The 22,419-nt window shown below is 64.3% G+C and carries 18 protein-coding genes, 2 tRNA genes and 1 pseudogene; 16 read left to right on the top strand and 5 right to left on the bottom strand.

Annotated elements, in window-relative coordinates:
- Both QMA10_RS14250 and QMA10_RS14245 read right to left on the bottom strand, forming a co-directional pair.
- Window positions 1-1,779 carry an NTF2-like N-terminal transpeptidase domain-containing protein gene (locus QMA10_RS14250; protein WP_290169357.1) on the bottom strand — a complete coding sequence of 593 codons (1,779 nt, stop codon included), beginning with the start codon at window positions 1,777-1,779 and terminating at the stop codon, window positions 1-3.
- A gap of 255 nt (window positions 1,780-2,034) precedes the next feature.
- A tRNA-Gly gene (locus tag QMA10_RS14245) sits at window positions 2,035-2,105 on the bottom strand.
- 140 nt (window positions 2,106-2,245) lie between these two features.
- On the opposite strand from QMA10_RS14245, the gene QMA10_RS14240 reads away from it, so the two are divergent.
- The 7 genes from QMA10_RS14240 to QMA10_RS14210 all read left to right on the top strand — a co-directional run bounded on the left by QMA10_RS14240 (window position 2,246) and on the right by QMA10_RS14210 (window position 8,225).
- Window positions 2,246-2,319: transfer RNA gene (locus tag QMA10_RS14240), tRNA-Pro, on the top strand.
- Window positions 2,320-2,375: 56 nt separating this feature from the next.
- Entirely contained in the window at window positions 2,376-3,755 is a 1,380-nt protein-coding gene (gene tig / locus QMA10_RS14235; RefSeq protein ID WP_290169355.1) for a trigger factor, read from the top strand.
- 304 nt (window positions 3,756-4,059) lie between these two features.
- Complete coding sequence (locus QMA10_RS14230; RefSeq protein ID WP_227890314.1) at window positions 4,060-4,680, top strand: ATP-dependent Clp protease proteolytic subunit; 621 nt, start codon at window positions 4,060-4,062, stop codon at window positions 4,678-4,680.
- 46 nt (window positions 4,681-4,726) lie between these two features.
- On the top strand, window positions 4,727-5,398 hold the full coding sequence (locus QMA10_RS14225) for an ATP-dependent Clp protease proteolytic subunit (RefSeq protein ID WP_227890168.1): 672 nt from the start codon (window positions 4,727-4,729) through the stop codon (window positions 5,396-5,398).
- A gap of 165 nt (window positions 5,399-5,563) precedes the next feature.
- Window positions 5,564-6,856 carry an ATP-dependent Clp protease ATP-binding subunit ClpX gene (clpX, locus tag QMA10_RS14220; RefSeq protein WP_290169352.1) on the top strand — a complete coding sequence of 431 codons (1,293 nt, stop codon included), beginning with the start codon at window positions 5,564-5,566 and terminating at the stop codon, window positions 6,854-6,856.
- Window positions 6,857-6,947: 91 nt separating this feature from the next.
- The gene (locus QMA10_RS14215; protein ID WP_290169417.1) at window positions 6,948-7,559 is read left to right on the top strand and encodes a DsbA family protein; all 612 of its coding nucleotides are present in this window, start codon (window positions 6,948-6,950) and stop codon (window positions 7,557-7,559) included.
- A 165-nt stretch (window positions 7,560-7,724) separates the two neighbouring features.
- Window positions 7,725-8,225, top strand: coding sequence for a hypothetical protein (locus QMA10_RS14210; protein WP_290169350.1), 501 nt, complete (start codon window positions 7,725-7,727; stop codon window positions 8,223-8,225).
- Between the two features lie 150 nt (window positions 8,226-8,375).
- On the opposite strand, the gene valS is transcribed toward QMA10_RS14210, so the two are convergent.
- Window positions 8,376-11,003 (bottom strand): valine--tRNA ligase, encoded by a 2,628-nt coding sequence (valS, locus tag QMA10_RS14205; RefSeq protein WP_290169348.1) that lies wholly within the window; start codon window positions 11,001-11,003, stop codon window positions 8,376-8,378.
- Window positions 11,004-11,117: 114 nt separating this feature from the next.
- Here valS and QMA10_RS14200 point away from each other — a divergent pair, with 114 nt between their 5' ends.
- The 7 genes from QMA10_RS14200 (at window position 11,118) to ndk (ending at window position 18,882) form a co-directional block, all read left to right on the top strand.
- The gene (locus QMA10_RS14200) at window positions 11,118-11,495 is read left to right on the top strand and encodes a DUF488 family protein (RefSeq protein ID WP_290169347.1); all 378 of its coding nucleotides are present in this window, start codon (window positions 11,118-11,120) and stop codon (window positions 11,493-11,495) included.
- Window positions 11,496-11,534: 39 nt separating this feature from the next.
- Entirely contained in the window at window positions 11,535-12,083 is a 549-nt protein-coding gene (locus tag QMA10_RS14195) for an NUDIX domain-containing protein (protein WP_290169345.1), read from the top strand.
- Between the two features lie 68 nt (window positions 12,084-12,151).
- Complete coding sequence (locus tag QMA10_RS14190; RefSeq protein ID WP_290169344.1) at window positions 12,152-12,910, top strand: SDR family oxidoreductase; 759 nt, start codon at window positions 12,152-12,154, stop codon at window positions 12,908-12,910.
- A 345-nt stretch (window positions 12,911-13,255) separates the two neighbouring features.
- Window positions 13,256-16,564 (top strand): isoleucine--tRNA ligase, encoded by a 3,309-nt coding sequence (ileS, locus tag QMA10_RS14185; protein ID WP_290169341.1) that lies wholly within the window; start codon window positions 13,256-13,258, stop codon window positions 16,562-16,564.
- Window positions 16,564-17,943, top strand: coding sequence for a folylpolyglutamate synthase/dihydrofolate synthase family protein (locus QMA10_RS14180; protein ID WP_290169340.1), 1,380 nt, complete (start codon window positions 16,564-16,566; stop codon window positions 17,941-17,943). Before ileS ends, QMA10_RS14180 begins: the two co-directional genes overlap by 1 nt.
- 5 nt (window positions 17,944-17,948) lie before the next feature.
- Window positions 17,949-18,422 (top strand): DUF4233 domain-containing protein, encoded by a 474-nt coding sequence (locus tag QMA10_RS14175; protein ID WP_290169337.1) that lies wholly within the window; start codon window positions 17,949-17,951, stop codon window positions 18,420-18,422.
- Between the two features lie 40 nt (window positions 18,423-18,462).
- Window positions 18,463-18,882, top strand: a complete 420-nt coding sequence (ndk, locus tag QMA10_RS14170; RefSeq protein ID WP_290169336.1) for a nucleoside-diphosphate kinase — start codon at window positions 18,463-18,465, stop codon at window positions 18,880-18,882.
- Window positions 18,883-18,989: 107 nt separating this feature from the next.
- Here ndk and QMA10_RS14165 read toward each other — a convergent pair whose 3' ends face one another.
- Window positions 18,990-20,096 carry an SDR family oxidoreductase gene (locus QMA10_RS14165; RefSeq protein ID WP_290169334.1) on the bottom strand — a complete coding sequence of 369 codons (1,107 nt, stop codon included), beginning with the start codon at window positions 20,094-20,096 and terminating at the stop codon, window positions 18,990-18,992.
- Between the two features lie 99 nt (window positions 20,097-20,195).
- Here QMA10_RS14165 and QMA10_RS14160 point away from each other — a divergent pair, with 99 nt between their 5' ends.
- On the top strand, window positions 20,196-20,831 hold the full coding sequence (locus QMA10_RS14160; RefSeq protein WP_290169332.1) for a hypothetical protein: 636 nt from the start codon (window positions 20,196-20,198) through the stop codon (window positions 20,829-20,831).
- Between the two features lie 59 nt (window positions 20,832-20,890).
- Here the strand turns inward: QMA10_RS14160 and QMA10_RS14155 are convergent, their stop codons facing one another.
- Entirely contained in the window at window positions 20,891-21,433 is a 543-nt protein-coding gene (locus QMA10_RS14155) for a vitamin K epoxide reductase family protein (RefSeq protein ID WP_290169415.1), read from the bottom strand.
- A gap of 564 nt (window positions 21,434-21,997) precedes the next feature.
- On the opposite strand from QMA10_RS14155, the pseudogene QMA10_RS14150 reads away from it, so the two are divergent.
- Window positions 21,998-22,419: pseudogene (locus QMA10_RS14150) on the top strand (hypothetical protein); the annotation flags it as partial.

Raw genomic sequence — 22,419 nt, 5'->3', positions numbered from 1 at the left:
CTAGCCCGCCAGGGATTCAAGGAACGCCGCCGCCACGGCCACTGCGTCAGCGGAGCTGCCGGGCAGGAAGACGGCGACGGCGAGATCGCCCTGGATGGCCGCCACCCAGGCGTGGCCCGGCTTCTCACCGCCGGTCCCCGCAGTGCCTGCAGCAGCCATGACAGGTTTGCCCGGGAGATACCCCAGGACCTCCAACTCCTCCGAGGCACCTCCGCCGGCCACATTGGCGCGCAGAATCGACTGCAGCTGTTCCGCCTCGTCGGCGACCAGAGCCGGGGTATGGTCGGCGGACGACGGGGGCTCAGTCTCTCCGTCCCCGGAATCCTGCCGAGCCTCGGGGTTGAGGACCAGCACGGGAGAGACCCTTTCGCCCCTGCCCACAGAGGCCGCCACGGCTGCCACGGCGAAGGGCGAAGCGAGTACCGCGCCCGGAACATCCGCGGACGCTGTCTTCTCGGCTCCGCCGTCCGGCACTCCGCCGTAGAACGCGGGTGTCCCCGGATCCTCGGCTGTGCCCAGCCCCAGGCTCTGAGACGCTGCCGCCAGGTCCGCGTCAGCGGGAATGCCGGATTCTTCGGCTCCTCCCGCTGCGCCGGCACGGAGCCGGGCCAGCACAGTAACCGGGAACGTACTGCCCAGGGAGTATTCGCCCAGCAAAGCAGTCTGGGTTCCCTTGCCGCCGGATGAACTGGCGACGGCCAGGACATTGCCGGTGGAGGGTTGGACGGCCACCAGCGAAGCACCGGGTGTATCGGCAAGCAGAGTATCTGCCTGGGACTGAATCCGCAGGTCAAGGGTGGTCTCCAGGGCCACGCCGGGTTCCGCCGGTGCTTCAAAGAGAGGCGGCGACGGAGTGTTGTCCGCGTTCAGGATACGAACCGTCACCGCGTCTGAACCCCTGAGCTGGGAATCGTATTGACGCTGGAGTCCGGAGAGCCCGGTGAGGTCCCCCGGAGCCAGCAGACTGTCAGCGGACATCTCATCTGTTGCGGGTCCCACCGTCCCCAGCAGGTCTGCCGCAAAGCCGGGGCTTGGGCCCAGTACCCGCCTTTCCGGCATGGCATCGGCGCCCGGAATGGTTGCGATCTCGGAATCGAAGGACGGTGACACCTTGTCCTGCCGCACGGTGGTGACTTCAACGAAATCATCGGGCCCGGCAGCCTGGACTTTTGCCGTGAGCGCGTCCGCATCCAGACCGAGGAAGAGAGAAAGGTAATATGCCGAAGCGGCGTACTCATGTGCGCCCAGCACTGACTTGTCCATGACCACCCGCCAAACCGGCCAGTGGCGCACCAGCACGGACCCGCCGGCGCCCAGAATGTCCGCACGCGTGGGCGGGGATGCCTTGCGCACCATCCTCTGCCACGGAAGAAGGTCCGGATGCACCGTGGTGGAACGGAAACGGGTTTGCCAGCCGGTGTCCCTTCCGCGCTCCAGGGTCACAGTGGTCTCGTAGGTGTAGTCCTCCGCTGACGCGTTGACGTCCCACACGTATTTCAAGGTGGCAACGGCCTCGTTGGCTGAGACTTCCTCGACTTTTGACACGGTGACGGAAGGTTTAACCTTCATGCCGGAGACCACGTACTCAAGCATGCCGTTCACGGCCTCGACGGTTGAATGGGCGAACTCGTTTCCGGTGACGTCCACGCGGGAGAGCCCGTCTGCCAGTGAAGCGACGGCTTCTTCCGGCCCGGGGCGCTCTTCAGCGGAGCATCCGGCCAGCGGAAGGCCCAGGAACGAGAAAACAAGGATGGCGGCTGTCAGGCGTTTCTTCCCCATGCGGGAAGAATAGCTGCGCGCAGGGAAAAAGGGACGGGCAAAGCTCCGAATTGGTCCTGCGGGGATCTTATTGGCCGTTTCCGGCCAGGCCGCCCGGGCCTGCGGGTGAATTACCTGCATTCTGCGGGCCCAGGCACCCGAGAGGGCAGCTCGGCGAACTCACGCCTGCCTGTGGTTCGTAAAGGCAAACAAAAAGGGCCCCGCACAATAGTGCAGGACCCTTTCGAAGCCGGCGGCAGCCGGTTATATTGACTGAGGGGATGACGGGAATCGAACCCGCGTAATCAGTTTGGAAGACTGAGGCTCTACCATTGAGCTACATCCCCGGCGCCCTAAGGCAGGTTTTACCTTAGCACGGGAATTGAGCGGTTCGTTAATCCCGTCGGGGAACAGGCCCGTTGCAGGTCAGGGCGCACTCCAATTGTGCACAGGGCGGTTTCTGCCGGTAGGCTGTCAGGTGCACTGACGGGGTGTAGCTCAGCTTGGAAGAGCGCCTGCTTTGGGAGCAGGAAGTCGCAGGTTCAAATCCTGTCACCCCGACTCTGTAGTACACATGGTGCAGACCCAATCCCCAGAACCCTCAGGAGAACTACGCTGTGAAGAGCGCTGTAGAAAACCTCACACCCACGCGGGTAAAGCTCGTCGTCGAAGTTCCGTTTGAGGAACTGAAGCCGAGCATCGACGAGGCCTACAAGACCATCGCCACCCAGGTGCAGGTGCCTGGCTTCCGCAAGGGCAAGGTCCCCAACAGGCTCATCGACCAGCGCGTTGGCCGCGGCTACGTCCTGGAAACCGCCATCAACGATGGCCTGAACGGTTTCTACCAGGCTGCCGTGCAGGAAACGGGTATCCGTCCGCTGAGCCGCCCCGAGGTTGAGATCAGCGAAGTTCCGGACCCCGCCACCAACGAAGGCCAGCTGGTCTTCAACGTTGAGCTGGACATCCGCCCCGAAATCGAGCTCCCGGACTACGCCGGCCTCGAGGTCACGGTTGAGCCCGCCGAAGCCTCCGACGACGACGTCACCAAGGCACTGGATGAACTGCGCGGCCGCTTCGGCACGCTGAAGTCCGTAGACCGTCCCGCTGCCGAGGGTGACTTCCTCACCATGGATCTCGTAGCCAAGGTTGACGGCGAAGAGGTCGACTCCGCTGCCGACCTGTCCTACCAGGTTGGCGCCGGCACCATGCTCGAGGGCATGGACGAAGCAGTCACCGGCCTGTCCGCTGACGAGTCCGCCACCTTCGAGACCAAGCTGGCCGGCGGCGAGCACGCCGGTGAAGACGCCACCATCACGGTGACGGTCAAGGCTGTCAAGGAGCGCGAGCTCCCTGAAGCCGACGACGACTTTGCTCAGCTGGCCAGCGAATTCGACACCATCGAAGAGCTCCGCGAAGACCTGACCAAGCGTGCCGCAGAGTCCAAGCTCATGGAGCAGGGCGTTGAAGCCCGCGACAAGGTGCTGGAGAAGCTCCTGGAAATGATCGAGGTTCCGGTTCCGGAATCCGTCATCGAAGAACAGCTGGAACAGCACTTCAACTCTGAGAGTGCACACTCCCAGGGTGCGGATCACGACACCGAAGAGCACCGCGCAGAGGTTCGCGAGAACACCGCCGCCGCCTTCAAGAACGAGATCATCCTTGACGCCGTTGCTGACAAGGAAGAGGTAGGTGTCAGCCAGAACGAGCTGATCGACTACATCGTTTCCGCAGCCGGCCAGTACGGCATGGAGCCGAACCAGTTCGCACAGCTGATCGACCAGAGCGGCCAGGTCCCCATGATGGTTGGCGAAGTCCGCCGCCGCAAGGCGCTGGCCAAGGTTCTCGAGCTGGCCAAGGTCACCGACACCGCCGGTGTCGAGATTGACCTGACCGAGTTCGTTCGCCCCGCAGGCGAAGAGGCACCGGTCGAAGACGCTGAAACCGAAGCCCCCGAGGCAGAGGTTGCCGAAGAGGCCAAGAGCGACGACAAGGCATAGCCTGCCCGCCGGCAGCGCGTGACCTTTGGTCAAGGCAATGCGCCGTCAGCCCGAAAGGGCAGGCGGCGCATTTGCGTTTTACTGCCCGCGTGCGCCCGCTGTGCTGTGACCCGTCCCGCACGGAGCCGTGACTGGCATCGTGCGCCGTCAGCGAACAGTCAGCGAAACGCAAGCAGATCACACGCGCAACAGGTTAGTGTCCTAGGAGAGATAAACGGCGGGACCAGCTGACGCGGTTAGCGGTTCTGTACCCCGCCAGAGCGAGAGGTCACTCAGTATGGCAATTGCACCCAACACACCCACAATGGCAACGGTGGACCCGGCCAGCCGGGACGACTACATCTACAATCGTCTGCTGCGTGAGCGGATCATCTGGTTGGGCTCGGAAGTCCGCGATGACAACGCCAACGCCATCTGTTCCCAGCTCCTGCTGCTCTCGGCTGAGGATCCTGAAAAGGACATCTTCCTCTACATCAACTCTCCCGGTGGATCCGTGACGGCCGGCATGGCCATTTACGACACCATGCAGTTCATCCCCAATGACGTGGTCACCGTGGCAACGGGCCTGGCTGCATCCATGGGACAGTTCCTGCTGTCCTCGGGCACCAAGGGCAAGCGCTACGCCACGCCCCACGCACGCATCCTCATGCACCAGCCCTCCGGCGGCATCGGCGGCACCGCTTCCGATATCCGGATTCAGGCAGAACTTATCCTCCACATGAAGCAGGTCATGGCGGAACTGACCGCCGAGCAGACCGGCCAGACCGTGGAGACCATCCTGAAGGACAATGACCGTGACAAGTGGTTCACGGCCCAGGAAGCTCTGGAATACGGATTCTTTGACAAGATTTCCGCGCATGCCGGCGGCGTCACAGGCGGCGGCGGAACGGATCAGGACAAGGGCGCAGCTCCGGTCGAGGACTGACCCTCCCTTCCCTCCAGCGCACCTTTCTTAGACTTCAGGAGTAACAATGAACATGAATTTTGGCACCGCAGGCGGAACGGCTCCCCAGATGCCCTCCAACCGCTACGTCCTGCCGCAGTTTGAAGAGCGCACGCCGTACGGCTTCAAGCGCCAGGACCCCTACACCAAGCTGTTCGAGGACCGCATCATCTTCCTCGGCGTCCAGGTGGATGACGCGTCAGCCGACGATGTCATGGCCCAGCTGCTGGTTCTCGAGTCCAATGACCCGGACCGCGACATCACCCTGTACATCAACTCTCCGGGCGGTTCGTTCACGGCCATGACGGCCATCTACGACACGATGCAGTACATCCGCCCGGAAATTCAGACGGTCTGCCTCGGTCAGGCTGCCAGCGCCGCAGCTGTGCTGCTGGCCGCCGGTACGCCGGGGAAGCGGTTGGCCCTGCCGAACGCCCGCGTACTGATCCACCAGCCCGCCCTCGGCGGCGGCGAGCGTGGGCAGGCTTCTGACCTGGAGATCCAGGCGGCTGAAGTCATGCGGATGCGGACCTGGCTGGAGGACACTCTCGCCCTGCACTCGAACCACACGTCCGAGGAAGTCAACCGGGACATCGAGCGTGACAAGATTCTCACGGCCGCCGGCGCCCTGGAGTACGGACTGATTGACCAGGTGCTGGACTCCCGCAAAATCAAGACTCCGGCCATCAACCGGATGTAAGTATGACGGAAGGCCCGCGGCGCGAAATATCGCACCGCGGGCCTTTCAGTTGCTGTAACACCCAACCAAGTGTCCTAGAGTGGAACATGCCGACCGGCTTCTGCCGTCCCGCACGGGATGCCTGCCGGCACCGCACAACGATGGACCATCTAAGGGGACTGAACTATGGCTCGCATTGGTGAGAGCACGGATCTGCTCAAGTGCTCTTTCTGCGGAAAGAGCCAGAAACAGGTTCGCAAGCTTATTGCCGGCCCCGGAGTCTACATCTGCGACGAGTGCATTGATCTCTGCAACGAGATCATTGAAGAGGAGCTTTCCGAAGTAGCGGACCTCGGTTCCTTTGAATTGCCCAAGCCGAGGGAGATCTTCGACTCGCTGCAGGAGTATGTGATTGGCCAGGAACCGGCCAAGCGCTCCCTCGCCGTCGCCGTTTACAACCATTACAAGCGCATCCAGTCCGGCCACGCGCCGCGCAACACGGGCAACCTCTCCGACGCCGTGGTTTCGGATGACGTTGAAATCGGCAAATCCAACATCCTGCTGATCGGTCCCACCGGCTGCGGCAAGACCTACTTGGCGCAGACCCTGGCCCGCCGTCTGAACGTACCCTTCGCCGTCGCCGATGCCACCGCGCTGACCGAAGCCGGATACGTGGGCGAGGATGTAGAGAACATTCTGCTCAAGCTCATCCAGGCCGCAGACTACGACGTCAAAAAAGCCGAGCAGGGCATTATTTACATCGACGAGATCGACAAGATCTCGCGCAAGAGCGAAAACCCCTCCATCACCCGCGACGTCTCCGGCGAGGGCGTGCAGCAGGCGCTGCTGAAGATCCTGGAAGGAACGGTGGCCTCGGTGCCCCCGCAGGGCGGCCGCAAGCATCCGCACCAGGAATTCATTCAAATCGACACCACCAATGTGCTCTTCATCGTTGCCGGTGCCTTCGCCGGGCTGGAAGAGATCATCGGGTCACGTTCGGGCCGCAAGGGAATCGGCTTTGGCGCACCGCTGAATGAGACCGCCAAGGAAGCCGACTCCTACGCCGATGTCATGCCGGAGGATTTGCTGAAGTTCGGCCTGATCCCGGAGTTCATTGGCCGGCTTCCGGTGATTACCACGGTCTCCAACCTGGACCGGGAGGCACTGATCCGGATCCTCACCGAGCCGAAGAACGCGCTGGTCAAGCAGTTCCAGAAGATGTTCCAGCTCGACGGCGTGGAGCTCACCTTCGAACCCGCCGCCCTGGACGCCATCGCTGATGCAGCGCTGTCCCGCGGGACCGGTGCACGCGGTCTGCGGGCCATCCTCGAAGAAGTCCTGCTGCCGGTCATGTTTGACCTGCCCAGCCGGGACGACGTCGCCACCGTGGTCATTACTGAAGAAGTGGTGACGCAAAAGGCCGAACCTTCGCTGATTTCGCAGGCCGTTGCCACCAAGCGCCGGAACAAATCCGCCTGACCGGGGGTTGGCACGGTTAACCCATGCTGTCCTCAGCAGCCCGCACCCTTCGGCGCGGGTCCGCAACGCCTTGAAGGAGAATTCTGTGAGCCTGCCCGATTCCGCAGCAAAAGCTGATTTTTGGTTTGATCCGATCTGCCCGTTCGCCTGGGTCACCTCCCGCTGGATGGGCGAAGTGGAACAGGTCCGCGAAGTGAGCACCGACTGGCACGTGATGAGCCTGTCCCTGCTGAATGAAGGCAGGGACCTGCCGGCGGATTACATGGAGCGCATGAAGGCGGCCATCAAGCCGGTGCGTGTCATCATCGCAGCCGCCGAACTCCACGGCGACAAGTACATCAAGCCGCTTTACGATGCCATGGGCACCCGGATCCACATCGGCGGCAATGACGATCTGGACGCGGTCATCCGCGAGGCCCTCGACGAGGTGGGTCTCCCGGCCGATCTGGCACGGTTCGCCGGGAGCGACGAGTACGACACCCAGCTGCGTGCCTCGCACCAGGAAGGCATCGCCAAGGTGGGCGACGACGTCGGAACCCCCATTGTGGCCTTCAACGGCACCGCGTTCTTCGGGCCGGTCCTGACCCGGATCCCGCGCGGGGAAGAGGCGGGCCGGATGTTCGACGGCGCCGTCATGCTGGCGGAGAACCCGGCGTTCTTCGAGATCAAGCGCAGCCGCACCGAGAGCCCGCAGTTCGACTAGGCAGCCATTCGACTGGATAGCAGTCCGACTGGATAACTGTCTTACGCAGGCGCCCGGCTGGTCTTCCAGCCGGGCGTTTTACGTGTGCAGCGGCCGGGCCGGTGCGCGTGGCCATGCTAGGTTCGGGGGATCTGAACGGCACGGCAACCTGAACGGACGGACACTATGACGGCACAGCTCACCTCTGCGCACGTTGCCGCCGACAGGAGGGCCGACGCTGCCCTCCTGGGAGCAGCATCCGCAGGTTCCGCGGCTGCAGCGGTCAGGCTCCTGACGGATGGCGCTGTGCCTCCCGCTGTTGCCGGGTGGGCATGGGTGGCCGCTCCCGCATTTTTCATTCTCCTGGCATACGTGCCGGTTGCATCAGGGGAGGGCAAGGCAGGTATCCGACAGCAGCGCGGGGCCTTGGCCGCGCTGTCGGGCCTGGCGGTGCTCTCTGTTGCCTTCACCGTCAGCATGCCGTTCAGTCCGTTTTATGGAATTGCACTGCTGCTGCTGGGGGTTCGGACAAGATACCCGGCGACGGCGGTTGTTGGCGTGGCGGCCGTGCTTGCCTCGGTGATTGTGGTTCCCCTGTCCGTCCCTCAGGGTGCTCTGTGCCTCGGCCTGCTGGCTGTTGCTTGTGCCGCCAACTGCGTGCGAACAGCGTCCGCGGCCCGCATCTAGGCAGTCACGGGATCCGGGCGTATCCCTTTGTTGAGCGGCGTGGTTGTTAAACGACATGGCCGTTGCAGCTCCCGCTAACTTCGGGGAGCTGCAACGGCCACTGGTGCCCGCTGAATGCGGCGGAAATTCGCCGTGCCTGTGGCGTGCGGCCTACTCGGCCGGAGGCGCCAGCTCGACGTCGGACACGGACAATTCGCCTTCGCCGGATGCCAGGGACAGTTCCCGGACGTTGCCGGCAGCCTTCAGGTCGGCGAGGCCGGCCTGCAGCTGTGCCACCTGGGCCTCGGACGCCGTTACCGTGGCTGTCAGGACCTCAGTGCGCTGCTTGACCTTCGCCTCGGACTTGGCCTTGCGGATGCCGCCCAGGGCGGTTGCAACGGTAGCCAGGATACCGGCGTCGGCCGTTGCCACGGCGGAGGACAGGGCGTCAACGTTCGGCCACGGCGCGCGGTGCACCGAGCCGTGGCGCCACCAGCCCCACACCTCTTCGGTGGCGAAGGGCAGGAACGGGGCGAACAGGCGCAGCAGGGCGTCCAGCGTGGTGGCCAGCGTGGCCAGCACCGACGCCTGTTCAGCTTCACCGGCGGCACCGTAGGCGCGGTCCTTGATCAGCTCCACGTAGTCGTCAGTGAAGGACCAGAAGAAGGACTCCGTCAGCTGCAGGGCCTTGGCGTAGTCGTAGCGCTCAAAGGCCGCGGTGGAGGCATTGACCACTTCGGCCAGCTGCTTGAGCAGTGCCGAGTCCAGGGCGTTGGTGATGACCGAAGTGTCCGAGGTGACGACGTTTGCCTCGGTGGCACCCAGGTTCAGGACGAACTTTGAGGCATTGAGCAGCTTGATGGCCAGACGGCGGCCAATCTTCATCTGCGCAATTTCGTAGGCAGTATCCGCGCCCAGCTTGGCGGAAGCCGCCCAGTAGCGCACGGCGTCGGATCCGTAGTCGTTGAGCACGTCGGTGGGAACCACCACGTTGCCCTTGGACTTGGACATCTTCTTGCGGTCCGGATCCAGGATCCAGCCGGAGATGGCGGCGTGCTTCCACGGTGCCGCGTGGTTCAGGGCATCGGCGCGCACCACGGAGGAGAACAGCCAGGTCCGGATGATGTCGTGGCCCTGCGGCCGCAGGTCAAACGGGAAGACCTTGCTGAACAGGTTCTCGTCCCGGCTCCAGCCGCCCACAATCTGCGGGGTCAGCGAGGACGTGGCCCAGGTGTCCAGGACATCTGCGTCGCCCACGAAGCCGCCGGGCTGATTGCGCTGGGATTCCTCGTAACCCGGTGCCGGCTCGGCGGCCGGGTCCACGGGCAGTTGCTCGGAGGAGGGCAGCACGGGATTGTCGTAGTCCGGGTTGCCCGAGGCATCCAGCGGATACCAGACCGGCACCGGAACACCGAAGAAGCGCTGGCGGGAGACCAGCCAGTCACCGTTCAGGCCCTCGATCCAGTTTTCGTAGCGTGAGCGCATGAAGGCCGGGTGGAAGTCGATTTCCCTGCCGCGGGCAATCAGGGCTGCGCGGCGGTCCTCGTCGCGGCCGCCGTTGCGGATGTACCACTGGCGGCTGGTGACAACCTCGAGGGGCTTGTCGCCCTTTTCGAAGAAGTTGACCGGGTGGGTGATCTTCTTCGGCTCGCCTTCGAGGTCTCCGCTTTCGCGCAGCATTTCGACGACGGCTTCCTTGGCGCTGAAGACCGTCTTGGCGGCCACGGCGGCGTAGTTTTCCTTCGCCTTGTCCGTGGTGATCCAGTCCGGGGTCTCTGCCAGGAGGCGGCCGTCACGGCCGACGACGGCGCGCGTGGGCAGGTTCAGTTCACGCCACCACGTGACGTCGGTCTGATCGCCGAAGGTGCAGATCATGGCGATGCCCGAGCCCTTGTCCGGCTTGGCCAGCGGATGGGCACGCACCTCCACCTCGACGTCGAACAGCGGGGAGGTTACTTTGGTGCCGAACAGCCGCTGGTAGCGCTCGTCGTCGGGATGGGCCACCAGCGCCACGCAGGCCGGAAGCAGTTCGGGACGGGTGGTCTCGATGAAGACCTTTTCGCCGTCGGGCGCATGGAAGCTGATGCGGTGGTACGCGCCGGGCTGCTCGCGGTCCTCTACCTCGGCCTGGGCCACGGCGGTGCGGAAGGTGACGTCCCACAGTGTGGGGGCCTCGGACATATAGGCGTCCCCGGCCTTGAGGTTCTCCAGGAAGGCACGCTGGCTGACGGCGCGGGAGTTGTCATCAATGGTGCGGTACGTGCGGGTCCAGTCCACCGACAGGCCGAGGGTGGAGAAGAGGTCCTCGAAGACCTTCTCATCCTCCACAGCCAGCTCTTCACACAGCTCAATGAAGTTCCGGCGGGAGATCACGTCAAAGTCGCGCTGGTTCTTGGGAGCGGTTGCCGGCGGCCGGTAATCGGGATCGTACGGCTTTGTAGGATCGCAGCGGACACCGTAGTAGTTCTGCACCCGGCGTTCGGTGGGCAGGCCGTTGTCATCCCAGCCCATCGGGTAGAAGACGTTCTTGCCGGTCATGCGCTGGTAACGCGCCAGGACGTCGGTCTGCGTGTAGGAGAACATGTGCCCCACGTGCAGCGAGCCGGAGGCAGTGGGCGGGGGAGTGTCAATCGAGTAGACGTCCTCGCGGACCGTGTCTTCGTTAAACGCGTACGTTCCCTCATCACGCCAGCGGCGGCTCAGGGTTGCTTCCAGCCCTTCAAGGGCGGGCTTGTCGGGGACGGATACGGTCTTGGGTTCGTTGTCGGGCGTGTCTGTGCCCGGAAAGTTTTCAGCCATAGTGCCATTCTTCCATGCGGGCAGTGGAGCGCGGCGAACTGTTGCGCCGTCCGGCAGCGGTCCCCGGCCGGCAGCTCTGTCCCGTCCTGCCCGGCGGCCCGTAGCATCCGGGGTATGGCGAAGATTGTGCAGAACCCGGATTCCATCCGTATCCGCCGCATCTATGAAAAGCCCGACGGCGGCTACCGGGTCCTGGTGGACCGGTTATGGCCGCGCGGGGTTTCCAAGGCCCGGGCAGAACTGGATGAGTGGCTCAAGGACCTGGCACCGAGCACTGACCTGCGCAAATGGTTCGGACACCAGGAAGAGCGCTGGTCCGGATTCCAGGAACGGTACCGCCGGGAGCTTGCCGCCAACCCGGCGGTTCCGGATTTTTCCCGTGACTGTGCCTCCCGGGAGGACAATGTGCTGCTCTACGGGGCACGCTCCGCGACGGAGAATGAAGCGGCGGTGCTGCGGGAGTATTTGTTGGGCCTGACCGGAGGGCCATGACGGTACGCCCTTCATCCGTACATGCGGCAAAATAACAGGATGCCTCTTGAAGATCTGCTCATCAGCCTCCGGGCACGTCCGGAATCGAAACAGCGGGACGAGTATCTGCGGTTCCTGACCGGGTCCGGGGATGCCGCTATGCGGCGGGACGGCGGCCCGGAACATGTGACCGGGTCATGCTTCGTATTCTCCCCGGATTTTGACCGTGTGCTCCTGTGTTTCCACCGCAAGGGGCAGTTCTGGGTGCAGTTCGGCGGTCACGTTGAGCCCGGTGATGCATCGGTTGCCGAAGCCGCCCGGCGGGAGGCCCGGGAAGAGTCGGGAATCGATGAGCTTGTGCTGCTTCCGGCTGCATCCCCCGTTCTTCTGGACCTTGACCGGCACGAGCTGAGCGGAGGTTTCTCCTGTGCCGCCCATTGGGACGTGGGATTCGCTGCGGTTGTGAATCCCGACGTCGTCTTTTCCGTCAGTGCGGAGAGCGAGGATGTCCGCTGGTTCCCGATCGACGAACTTCCGGACCGGGTGCCGGCCGGCTTCGGTGCCCGGCTGGATCAGGTCCGCCGCGCGGCAATGTCGCTGCAGGGCTGAAACGCTGCCGCACTGACACACAGCAACACTGAAGCCTGTCCGGAAGGAGAAGTCGCTAGGGTGGTGCCATGACCCCTAAGCGCGCAGTAGTTACCGGAGCAAGTTCAGGAATTGGAGCGGCGGCCGTTCGTGCCCTGCGGAACTCAGGTTGGGACGTGGTGGCCGTGGCCCGCCGCGAAGACAGGCTGCAGGCACTCGCTGCTGAGACCGGAGCCCAGGCCGTCACCGCGGACGTGACCGACAGCGAATCCGTGGCCCGGCTGGCTGAAGAGGTGCTGGCCGCCGGGGGAGTGGACGCCGTCATCAACAATGCCGGCGGCGCCTGGGGCGTTGACTCCGTGGGTACGGGAAAGCTCGCCGACTGGGAGGCCATGTACAACGTCAACGTACTCGGGGCGCTGCGCGTCACCCAGGCCTTCCTCCCCGCACTGCGTGCCTCCGGACAGGGCTCCGTCCTGATGCTGACCTCCACCGCGGCGCTCGCCTCCTATGAGGGCGGCGGCGGATACTGTGCGGCGAAGTCCGCAGAGCAGGCGCTTGCCGAAACACTGCGGCTGGAAGAAGCGGAGAACAACGTCCGAGTCATCGAAATCCTGCCGGGCATGGTCAAGACCGAAGAATTCTCGCTGAACCGGCTCGGCGACAAGGAGGCTGCGGACAAGGTCTACGCCGGCGTGGAGAAGCCCCTGACCGCAGAAGACGTTGCGGACGTCATGGCCTACTCCCTGAACCTGCCGCACCACATCAACCTGGACAAGGTGGTACTGCGCCCCGTGGCCCAGGCCGCCAACCACAAGGTCATCCGCCGCCAGCCGGCGCAGGGATAACCACGCCGGGCAACTTCGACAACCCCGGGGGTGTGGCCTAAACTGGCGGAAGCAGCTTTGACCCGGCTATCACCGGTGAGCTTCCGGAAGAACGGCGCCGCACCCCCTTTGCAGATGTCCTGGGATGTCTGGGGATGCTGACGCCCAGTAGAACCGGACGGGTAAGCCCGTCACAGCAGTCAACGAGCGGCAGCCCGAGTCGGCAGCGCGGTGCACCAAGGTGCACAGGGCAGACGACGACGGCGGCAAGCGAGGTGGTACCGCGGGTTTGCCGCCGGCTCTGAGCCGGCCAAAGACTCCGCCCTCGCATCCTGTACTTCATCAGAACTACTTGCCGCTATCAGGATGACGAATATGCCTTCTATCTATCCCAAGGCCACCACGGCCGCCGCCCCGGCAGAAAACGCCGCCCCGTCCTCCCCGAAGTTTCCGGAACTCGAAGAACTGGTTCTGAAGTACTGGGATGAGGACGGCACCTTCCAGGCCTCAATTGACGCCCGGTCCGCCGGCAAGGACGGCTCCAACGAGTTTGTCTTCTACGACGGACCGCCCTTCGCCAACGGCCTGCCGCACTACGGCCACCTGCTGACCGGTTACGTCAAGGACCTGGTGGCCCGTTACCAGACCCAGCGCGGCCGCCGCGTGGAACGCCGTTTCGGCTGGGACACCCACGGCCTGCCCGCCGAGCTGGAAGCCATGAAGCAGCTGGGCATGTCCGACAAGGTCCAGATCGAGAAGATGGGCATCGATAAGTTCAACGATGCCTGCCGCGCCTCCGTGATGGAGTACGCCGGTGAGTGGAAGGACTACGTCACCCGCCAGGCCCGCTGGGTGGACTTCGAGAACGACTACAAGACGCTCAACGTCGAGTACATGGAGTCGGTCATCTGGGCCTTTAAGACCCTGCATGAAAAGGGCCTGACCTACAGCGGCTTCCGGGTGCTCCCGTACTGCTGGAAGGACGAGACGCCGCTGTCCAACCATGAGCTGCGCATGGACGATGACGTCTACAAGGACCGCCAGGACCAGACCGTCACGGTCACCTTCCCGATCACTGCCGGGGACAACGCGCTCTCCGCTGAGCTCGACGGCGTCCTCGCCGTCGCCTGGACCACCACCCCCTGGACGCTGCCCACCAACATGGCCCTCGCCGTCGGGCCCTCGGTCCGCTACGCCGTGGTGCCCGCAGGCCCCAACGGCACGCCGCAGGAGAACCCGGACGCCCGCTACCTGCTGGCCGAAGACCTCGTGGGTGCCTACGCCAAGGACCTGGGGTACGACGACGCCGAGGCCGCCCGCGCGGCCGTCACCTCCGTACACCTGGGCAGCGAGCTGGCCGGACTGTCCTACGAGCCGCTGTGGAACTACTACACCGATACGGAGAAGTGGGGCACGCAGAACGCCTGGCGGATTGTCCCGGCGGACTACGTCACCACCACCGACGGCACGGGTATTGTCCACCAGGCACCGGCCTACGGTGAAGATGACCAGAAGATCTGCGAAGCCAACGGTATCCCGGTGATCCTGTCCGTGGACGAGGGCGGGAAGTTCCTGCCCATGTTCGCCGACGGCCCGCTGTCCGACATTGCCGGGCTGCAGGTTTTTGACGCCAACAAGCTCATCACCCGCGTGCTGCGCGCTGACGGACGGCTGCTGCGCCAGGCCAGCTACGAGCACAGCTACCCGCACTGCTGGCGCTGCCGGAACCCGCTGATCTACAAGGCTGTTTCCTCCTGGTTCGTGGAGGTCACCAAGATCAAGGACCGCATGGTCGAACTGAACCAGCAGATCAACTGGATCCCGGAAAACGTCAAGGACGGCCAGTTCGGCAAGTGGCTGGAAAATGCCCGCGACTGGTCCATCAGCCGCAACCGGTACTGGGGCAGCCCCATCCCGGTCTGGGTATCCGATGATCCCAACTACCCGCGCACCGACGTGTACGGTTCGCTGGAAGAGATCAAGGCCGACTTTGGCCGGCTGCCGGTCAATCATGCCGGCGAGCCGGACCTGCACCGCCCGTTCATCGACGAGCTGACGCGCCCGAACCCGGACGATCCGCGCACCCCCGAAGAGGGCCAGTCCACCATGCGCCGCGTTGAAGACGTCCTGGACGTCTGGTTCGACTCCGGCTCCATGCCCTACGCCCAGGTGCATTACCCGCATGAAAACGCCGACTGGTTTGAGCACCACAACCCGGGTGACTTCATCGTGGAGTACATCGGCCAGACCCGCGGCTGGTTCTACACGCTGCACGTCCTGGCCACCGCGCTCTTTGACCGCCCGGCCTTCCGCAACGTCATCAGCCACGGCATTGTGCTGGGCTCCGACGGGCAGAAGATGTCCAAGTCCCTGCGCAACTACCCGGACGTCTCCGAGGTCCTGGACCGCGACGGCTCCGACGCCATGCGCTGGTTCCTCATGGCCTCTCCGATCCTGCGCGGCGGCAACCTGATCGTCACCGAACAGGGCATCCGCGAGGGTGTCCGCCAGGTCATCCTGCCGCTGTGGAACGTGTGGCACTTCTTCACGCTCTACACCAACGCCGCGAACAACGGCAGGGGCTACGAGGCGAAGCCGCGCTACGAGTCCACCGAACCGCTGGACAACTACATGCTGGCCGCCACCGGCGACCTGGTGCGGACCATGACGTCCGAGCTGGACAGCTACGACGTGTCCGAGGCCTGCGAAACGCTCCGCCAGTACATGGACACGCTGACCAACTGGTACATCCGCCGCAGCCGCAACCGGTTCTTCGATGAAGACACCCAGGCGTTCGACGTGCTCTACACCTGCCTGGAAACGGTGTGCCGGGTGGCTGCTCCGCTGCTGCCGCTGGTCTCCGAGGAAATCTGGCGCGGACTGACCGGCGGGCGCTCCGTGCACCTGACCGACTGGCCCGACGCCGGCCTGTTCCCGCAGGATCCCGCTTTGGTGGACCGCATGGACCGCACCCGCCGCATCGCTTCGGTGGGCTCGTCCCTGCGCAAGGCCGCCAACCTCCGGGTGCGGCTGCCGCTGTCCGAAATGACCGTGGTTGCTCCCGACGCCGAGTCGCTGCAGGGCCAGTTCGCGGCAATCATCGCCGATGAACTGAACCTGAAGTCGGTTCGCCTGATGGAAGCCGCTGCCGCTGATCCGGCCGAGTTCGGCATCACGCAGAAGCTGGTGGTCAACGCCCGCGCCGCAGGCCCCCGCCTGGGCAAGAACGTCCAGACCGCGATCAAAGCTTCCAAATCAGGGGACTGGTCAGTGGATGACGCCGGCACGGTCACCGCGGGCGGGCTGGAACTGCAGCCGCAGGAATACACGCTGGAAACGGTGGTGGAAACCGCCGACGGCGAATCCTCCAAGGCTGTCTCCGTGCTGCCCGGCGGCGGCTTCCTGGTGTTGAACACCGAGGTCACGCCGGAGCTGGCTGCCGAGGGTACCGCCCGCGACGGCATCCGTGCCATCCAGCAGGCCCGCCGCGACGCGGACCTGCACATCAGCGACCACATCCGCACCGAGGTAAAGACATCGCAGGAATCCGCTGCAGCCCTCGAAGCGAACGCCGAACTGATCAAGTCCGAAACCCTGACCGACCAGCTGGTGGTCACCGCCGTCGAGCTTGCCGGCGACACCGAAGAATTCACCGTCACCGTGGAGAAGATCTAATGAGCATGTCCGACGGACCCTCCGGGGCAATCGACGGGTTCTCCGTGGAAAGCGTCTACGCCGAGCTGCTGAGCCGCGCCCCCGAGAACAAGATGGAACCGCGCATGGCGCCGCTGTTCCGGGCCATGGAGGTGCTCGGGGAGCCCAACAAGGCGTTCCCGATCATCCACATCACCGGAACCAACGGCAAGACGTCCACCGCGCGGATGATCGAAGCCGGGCTGCGGGCCTACGGGCTGCGCACCGGCCGGTACACCAGCCCGCACCTGAGCAAGGTCACCGAGCGGATCAGCATTGACGGCGAACCGGTCTCGGACGAGACGTTCGTTCGGATCTGGGACGAGATCCACCCGTATCTGGACATTGTCGATGCCGAGCTTGAGGCGGCAGGTGAGCCCCGGCTGACCTACTTCGAATGCGTGACAATCCTGGCGTTCGCTGTCTTCGCCGATGAGCCTGTGGACGTGGCGGTCATTGAGGTGGGGCTGGGCGGCATCACCGATGCCACCAACGTGGGAGACGGATCCGTTGCCGTCGTCACACCCATCTCCCTGGACCACACGGAACTGCTGGGCGACGACGTCGCTGACATCGCGGTGGAAAAGGCCGGCATCATCAAGGAGGGCGGCTTCCTGATCAGTGCGGCCCAGCCGATGGAAGCGGCGCAGGTCCTGCTGGAAAAGGCACGTGAAGTCGGTATTCCGTACCGCTTTGAAGGCGTCGAATTCGGCGTCGAATCCCGCGTCATGGCGGTGGGCGGGCAAATGCTTACCATCGCCGGACTCGCCGGGCGCTACGAGGAGCTGCTCCTGCCGCTGCACGGCAAACACCAGGCGGAAAACGCCGCCGTAGCCGTGGCTGCGCTGGAAGCCTTCATCGGCGGCGGCACCAAGGAACTGGACGTGGAACTGCTGCGGACCGGATTCTCCACCGTCTCCTCTCCCGGCCGCCTCGAGGTGGTCCGCACCGCGCCCACTATCGTGGTGGACGCCGCGCACAACCCCGCCGGCGCCAAGGCATCAGCCGAAGCCGTACTGGAAGCCTTCAGCTTCACGTCGCTGGTGCTGGTGGTCGGCATCCTGGCGGAGAAGGACTCGGTGGGCATCCTCACCGAACTGCGGGAAACCCTCGGTGACCAGATCGCCGGCGTCTGCCTGACCCAGTCCAGCTCCCCGCGCGCACTTTCGGCCGAAGACCTGGTCCAGGACGCCGTCGATGCAGGCTTTGCCGACGAAGACCTGCAGGTGGAGCCCGGCCTGGACAACGCCATTGAATGGGCGGTGGCCAAGGCCGAGGAAAACAATGACCTCGCCGGCGGCGTGCTCATTATCGGCTCCATTACCCTGGTGGCCGAAGCGCGCACCCTTCTCGGAAAGTAATCACCATGGCAAAACTCACCAAGGCGCAGCGCGAGTGGCGCCCGGGAATGCCCAAGAAACGGCGTTCCATCCGCATTATGTTCGCCTCCACGGTCCTGGTCCTGGAAGCGTTCCTGGTGCTGTTCGCGACGCTCGCCGTTTTTGGCCTGCAGCGCGATGTCCTGTCCCCGGCGATCATCCTCACCGGCGGACTGGTGCTCTTCGCGGCTCTGGTTGCTACCTGCGCCATTCTGTCCAAGCCGGCCGGGCCGATCATCGGCTGGATCCTGCAGCTGGTCATCATCGCCACGGGCTTCCTGGAACCAATGATGTTCCTGATCGGTGCCATCTTCGCCGCCACCTGGTGGTACGGGCTGAAGACAGGCATGCGCCTGGACCGGGAGAACCGCCAGCGCGACCGCGAGCAGGCGGAATGGGAAAAGGCCCATCCCGAGGCCGTGGAGGGCACAGGCACTGCCGGCACCCCCGTCACCGACTAGGCTTAGACTCGAAAACCGCTACCTCGCAAGGAGATTTACCGTGAGCACCGAACGCACACTTGTACTGATCAAACCCGACGGCGTGAAGCGGAATCTCTCCGGCGCAATCCTGGCCCGCGTGGAAGCCAAGGGCTACACCCTGGCCGAACTGAAGAAGGTGAACGCCACCCGCGAGGTGCTCGAAGAGCACTACGCCGAGCACGAGGGCAAGCCGTTCTACGAGCCGCTGGTTGAGTTCATGCTCAGCGGCCCCGTTGTGGCGGCCATCTTCGAAGGCGAACGCGTCATCGAGGGCTTCCGCTCACTGGCCGGCACCACCGATCCGACGACGGCGGCTCCGGGCACCATCCGCGGTGACTTCGGCCGCGACTGGGGCACGGCGGTCCAGCAGAACCTGGTTCACGGTTCGGATTCCACCGAGTCCGCAGAACGCGAGATCGGCATTTGGTTCGGTAAGTAACCCGCCTAACCAGCATTAAAAGGCCGGGGGCCCGGGCACGGAACAGATCCGTGCCCGGGCCCCCGGCCTTTTAAAACGGGACGGGCGGTATTACCGCGGGGTGCTTGCTACGGAATCAGGCGTTCGGCCTTGAGCCGCGCAAAGAGCTCCTTGAAGGCGTCTTCGGTCCGGCGGTAGCCGGTGAACCCTGCCACTCGGCTCTTGCTCATGTCGGTGAGGACTTCAATATTGCGCCCCAGATCCGCGTCAGTGTGCCACCACGTCGCCAGCCGGGAGAGGTCCGGTTCAGCCAGTGAATGGCGTGCTGCCAGGTCTTTCCATGCCCCGTCCATGTCCGCCATCTGCTCCTCGAGCGGACGCGGCTTGGTGTCGAAGCCCGCCGGTTCCACGCCGAAGTACTCAGCCAGGCGCGGCCACAGGGAACGCCAGCGGAACACATCGCCGTTGACCACGTTGAACGCCTCGTTGGCTGTCTTCGGATCGGTGGCGGCCCACAGCATGTGTTCGGCCAGCAGGCCGGCGTCGGTCATGTCCGTGACTGAGTTCCACTGGGTTTCCGAGCCCGGGAAGACAAACGGCAGGCCGAGTTCGCGGCACAGCGTTGCCTGCGCAGCCAGCGTCTGGCCCATGTTCATGGCATTGCCGACGGCAAAACCAATGACCGTGTGCGCCCGGTGCACGGACCAGGCGAAACCCTGCCGCTGAGCGGCGGCCATGAGCTCGTCTTCCTGGGCGTAGTAGAAGTTGTCCACCGGAAGACGCGGTTCTTCCTCGGAGAACGGGGTGTCCGGCATGGGACCTTCGCCGTAGGCCTCAAACGGTCCCATGTAGTGCTTGAGCCCGGTCATCAGGGCCACGTGTTCCAGCGGTGCATGTTCCAGAGAGGTCAGGAGATTACGGACCATTGCAGAGTTCACCGCAATGTTCTCCGCCTCGGTTTCCTGCCTGGACCAGGATGTGAAGAACACGTGAGTCGGAGCCTGCTCTGCCAGGGCGGCAGTGAGGGTCTCGGGGCTGGTCAGATCCGCGGCAACGGGTACGACGGCGGGACGTGCCGGGTCCGGATCACCTCCCTTGCGCGACAGGGCCAGGACGGTCCAGCCCTGCTGTACCAGAAGGTCAACAATGGCGTCGCCGGCAATTCCGGTTGCCCCGGCCACCAGTGCGGTGGGAGCAGCGTTGCCGGGCCGGGGTGCGGGGGTTTCTCGAAGCATGGTTCTCCTGAAGACTGGGGGATGGTGCCTAGAGGCGACAACCCGGCACAGCCGGGGGAAATTCCTGACGCAGGCGCCCAATACCCCTAGGCTGGGCGCATGGCACTCATTTATCACGCAGAATTGCACCCGGACAAAATGGAACTTCTTGCCTCTTGGCTGCCCACGAGGCCGTGGTTCCCCCGCGTCGGTCAGCTGCCCCTTGAGCGGGTCGGCTCGTTCCGCTTCGATGACCCGGAGGGACAGGTGGGTATTGAGACCCATCTCGTCGCCGTCGGGGCCGATGTGGTGCAGGTCCCGCTGACCTACCGCGGAGCCCCGCTCGAAGGCGCTGAGAAGCACCTGATCACCACCATGGAACATTCGGTACTGGGCACAAGGTGGGTCTACGACGCCTGCGGGGACCCTGCCTATGCCGCGGCGCTGACAGCCTCGATCCTTTCGGGCCAGGGACAGGCGCCGCAGTACTTCGAGAACGACGGCGTCCGGGAGGACATCCCGGAGTCGGTCAGCGTTGTGGCCAGCGGACTGCCTGGCGGCGAGGAGCTCGTTGAAGGCCCGCAGCCGGGCCCGGCCGATCTGACTGTTGCGCGCATCCGGACCACGGACTGGGACCTGTCAGTGGTGCGGGTGCTGGAACTGGGGGGAGAAGCAGTGGCAGATCCGTCATTGACCGCCACCTGGAGCGGACAGGACGTGCCGGTCCTGCTGGCCTGGGCTCTGCCGGCTGAATAACGAGCTGGGGCCCCGACCAGCCGGAAGGCGGGCCGGGGCCCCAGCGGGCATCAGCGTACTCAGCCGATGAAGGAATTCATAAATCGGAAGAAAATTGAGGCTGCAGTGGCCACCCAAAGCAGCGCCACAATGACCCAGACCCATTCCGAGAGGAATTTCACCAGACCGGCCGGTGCCGGAAGGACGCCGCGGGAAAAGTTGCGTACGGTCGTGAAAACGAAAAGCGGAATCATGGCGGCCCACACCACAATGCAGTAAATGCACAGCACGTAAATGTCGAACAGGGCCTGGCTCCACAGCCACACCACAAACACCATGCCCAGTGTCACCCCTGCCTGCATGCCGAGCCAGTACCAGCGGGCAAACCGGGCTCCGGCCAACAGCCCCATGGCGGTCGTGATGATCACGGAGAAAGCCACAATGCCGATCAGCGGGTTGGGGAAACCGAAGATTGCCGCCTGCCAGGTTTTGAAGACGGTTCCGCAGGAAACCCACGGGCTAATATCGCAGCTGGTGATGTAATTGGCGTCGGCATAGACACGAAGACGTTCCAGGACCAGGATGCCGGAACCCAGCCATCCCACAACGCCGGTCACAAGCATGATCCAGGCAAAACCGCGTTCCGAACCCTGCTGCTCGGCGGCCGGGCGGGTGGCCTGTTGGTGGGCTGCACTGGAAGGCACGGGAAACTCCTTTTGGCTGATGGTGATACCGAATGAGTCTATGCGTTGTTGCGGGCCAAAAAGACGGGCGTGTGAGATAATGGCTGTGGCTGATGGCGGAACCACATTCCGGCACCGGTCCAGCGACAGGCTTCCGGTTCTGTCGGTGACGCTTCCCAAGCAGTTCGCCCATCAATCCGGATGGGAACCAGGGAATCCGCCGATAAGACCTACCCGCAGCGGCAACGTCGTGAACGTGCCGGGAGTAGCAGGAAAAGCGCCGCTGGTCTTCGAGTGATCCCGCGCCCTACAGATGGTGCGACCTCGGATGACATCCAGACGACTTCCGGCTGGCGGCAGCAACTGATGCGCCGCACAGCTGACACATTGCCCGCTGGGCATTGGAATGTGGCCAGTGCCGCAGGGGCCGGAGCGAAGTTTTTTATGAGTGATGCACTGAATAATGACCTAGCAGCAAATGGAAGCGGCACAGATTCCGCACCTGTGGCAGATGCACCGCAGGCCAAGGAACCGGCAAAACGTGCCACCCGCAGCCGCCGCAAGTCGGTGGCTGTTTCTGCACCCGCTGCCGACGGCGCCGCCGGTGAAGGCCCGGTAGCCGCAGCCGCAGAGACAGCCGCAGCCGCAGAGGCAGTTGCCGCAGAGACAGCGGCAGCCGAACCCGCCGCCGAGAAGCCCAAGCGCGTGCGGGCGCCGCGCCGCAAGAGCGTTCCGGCAGGCGAAGCCGGTCCCGCCGCAGAAGCAGCCGCAGAGCCGGCAGCCGAAAAGACTCCCTCCGCTGAGAGTCCCGCCGCTGAGACTGCCCCGGGAACTGAGCCTGCAGAAGCCGCTCCCGCTGCTGCAGAGCCCGTCAAGGCCGTGCGCCGCCGTCGTGCGCCCGCCAAGAAGCCGGCGGCTGCTGCCGC

It is taken from the genome of Arthrobacter sp. APC 3897 (assembly GCF_030407495.1).
GTDB lineage: Bacteria > Actinomycetota > Actinomycetes > Actinomycetales > Micrococcaceae > Arthrobacter_B.
The sequence above is the reverse complement of the archived record's forward strand: the minus strand, read 5'-3'. Positions and strand labels throughout refer to the sequence as shown.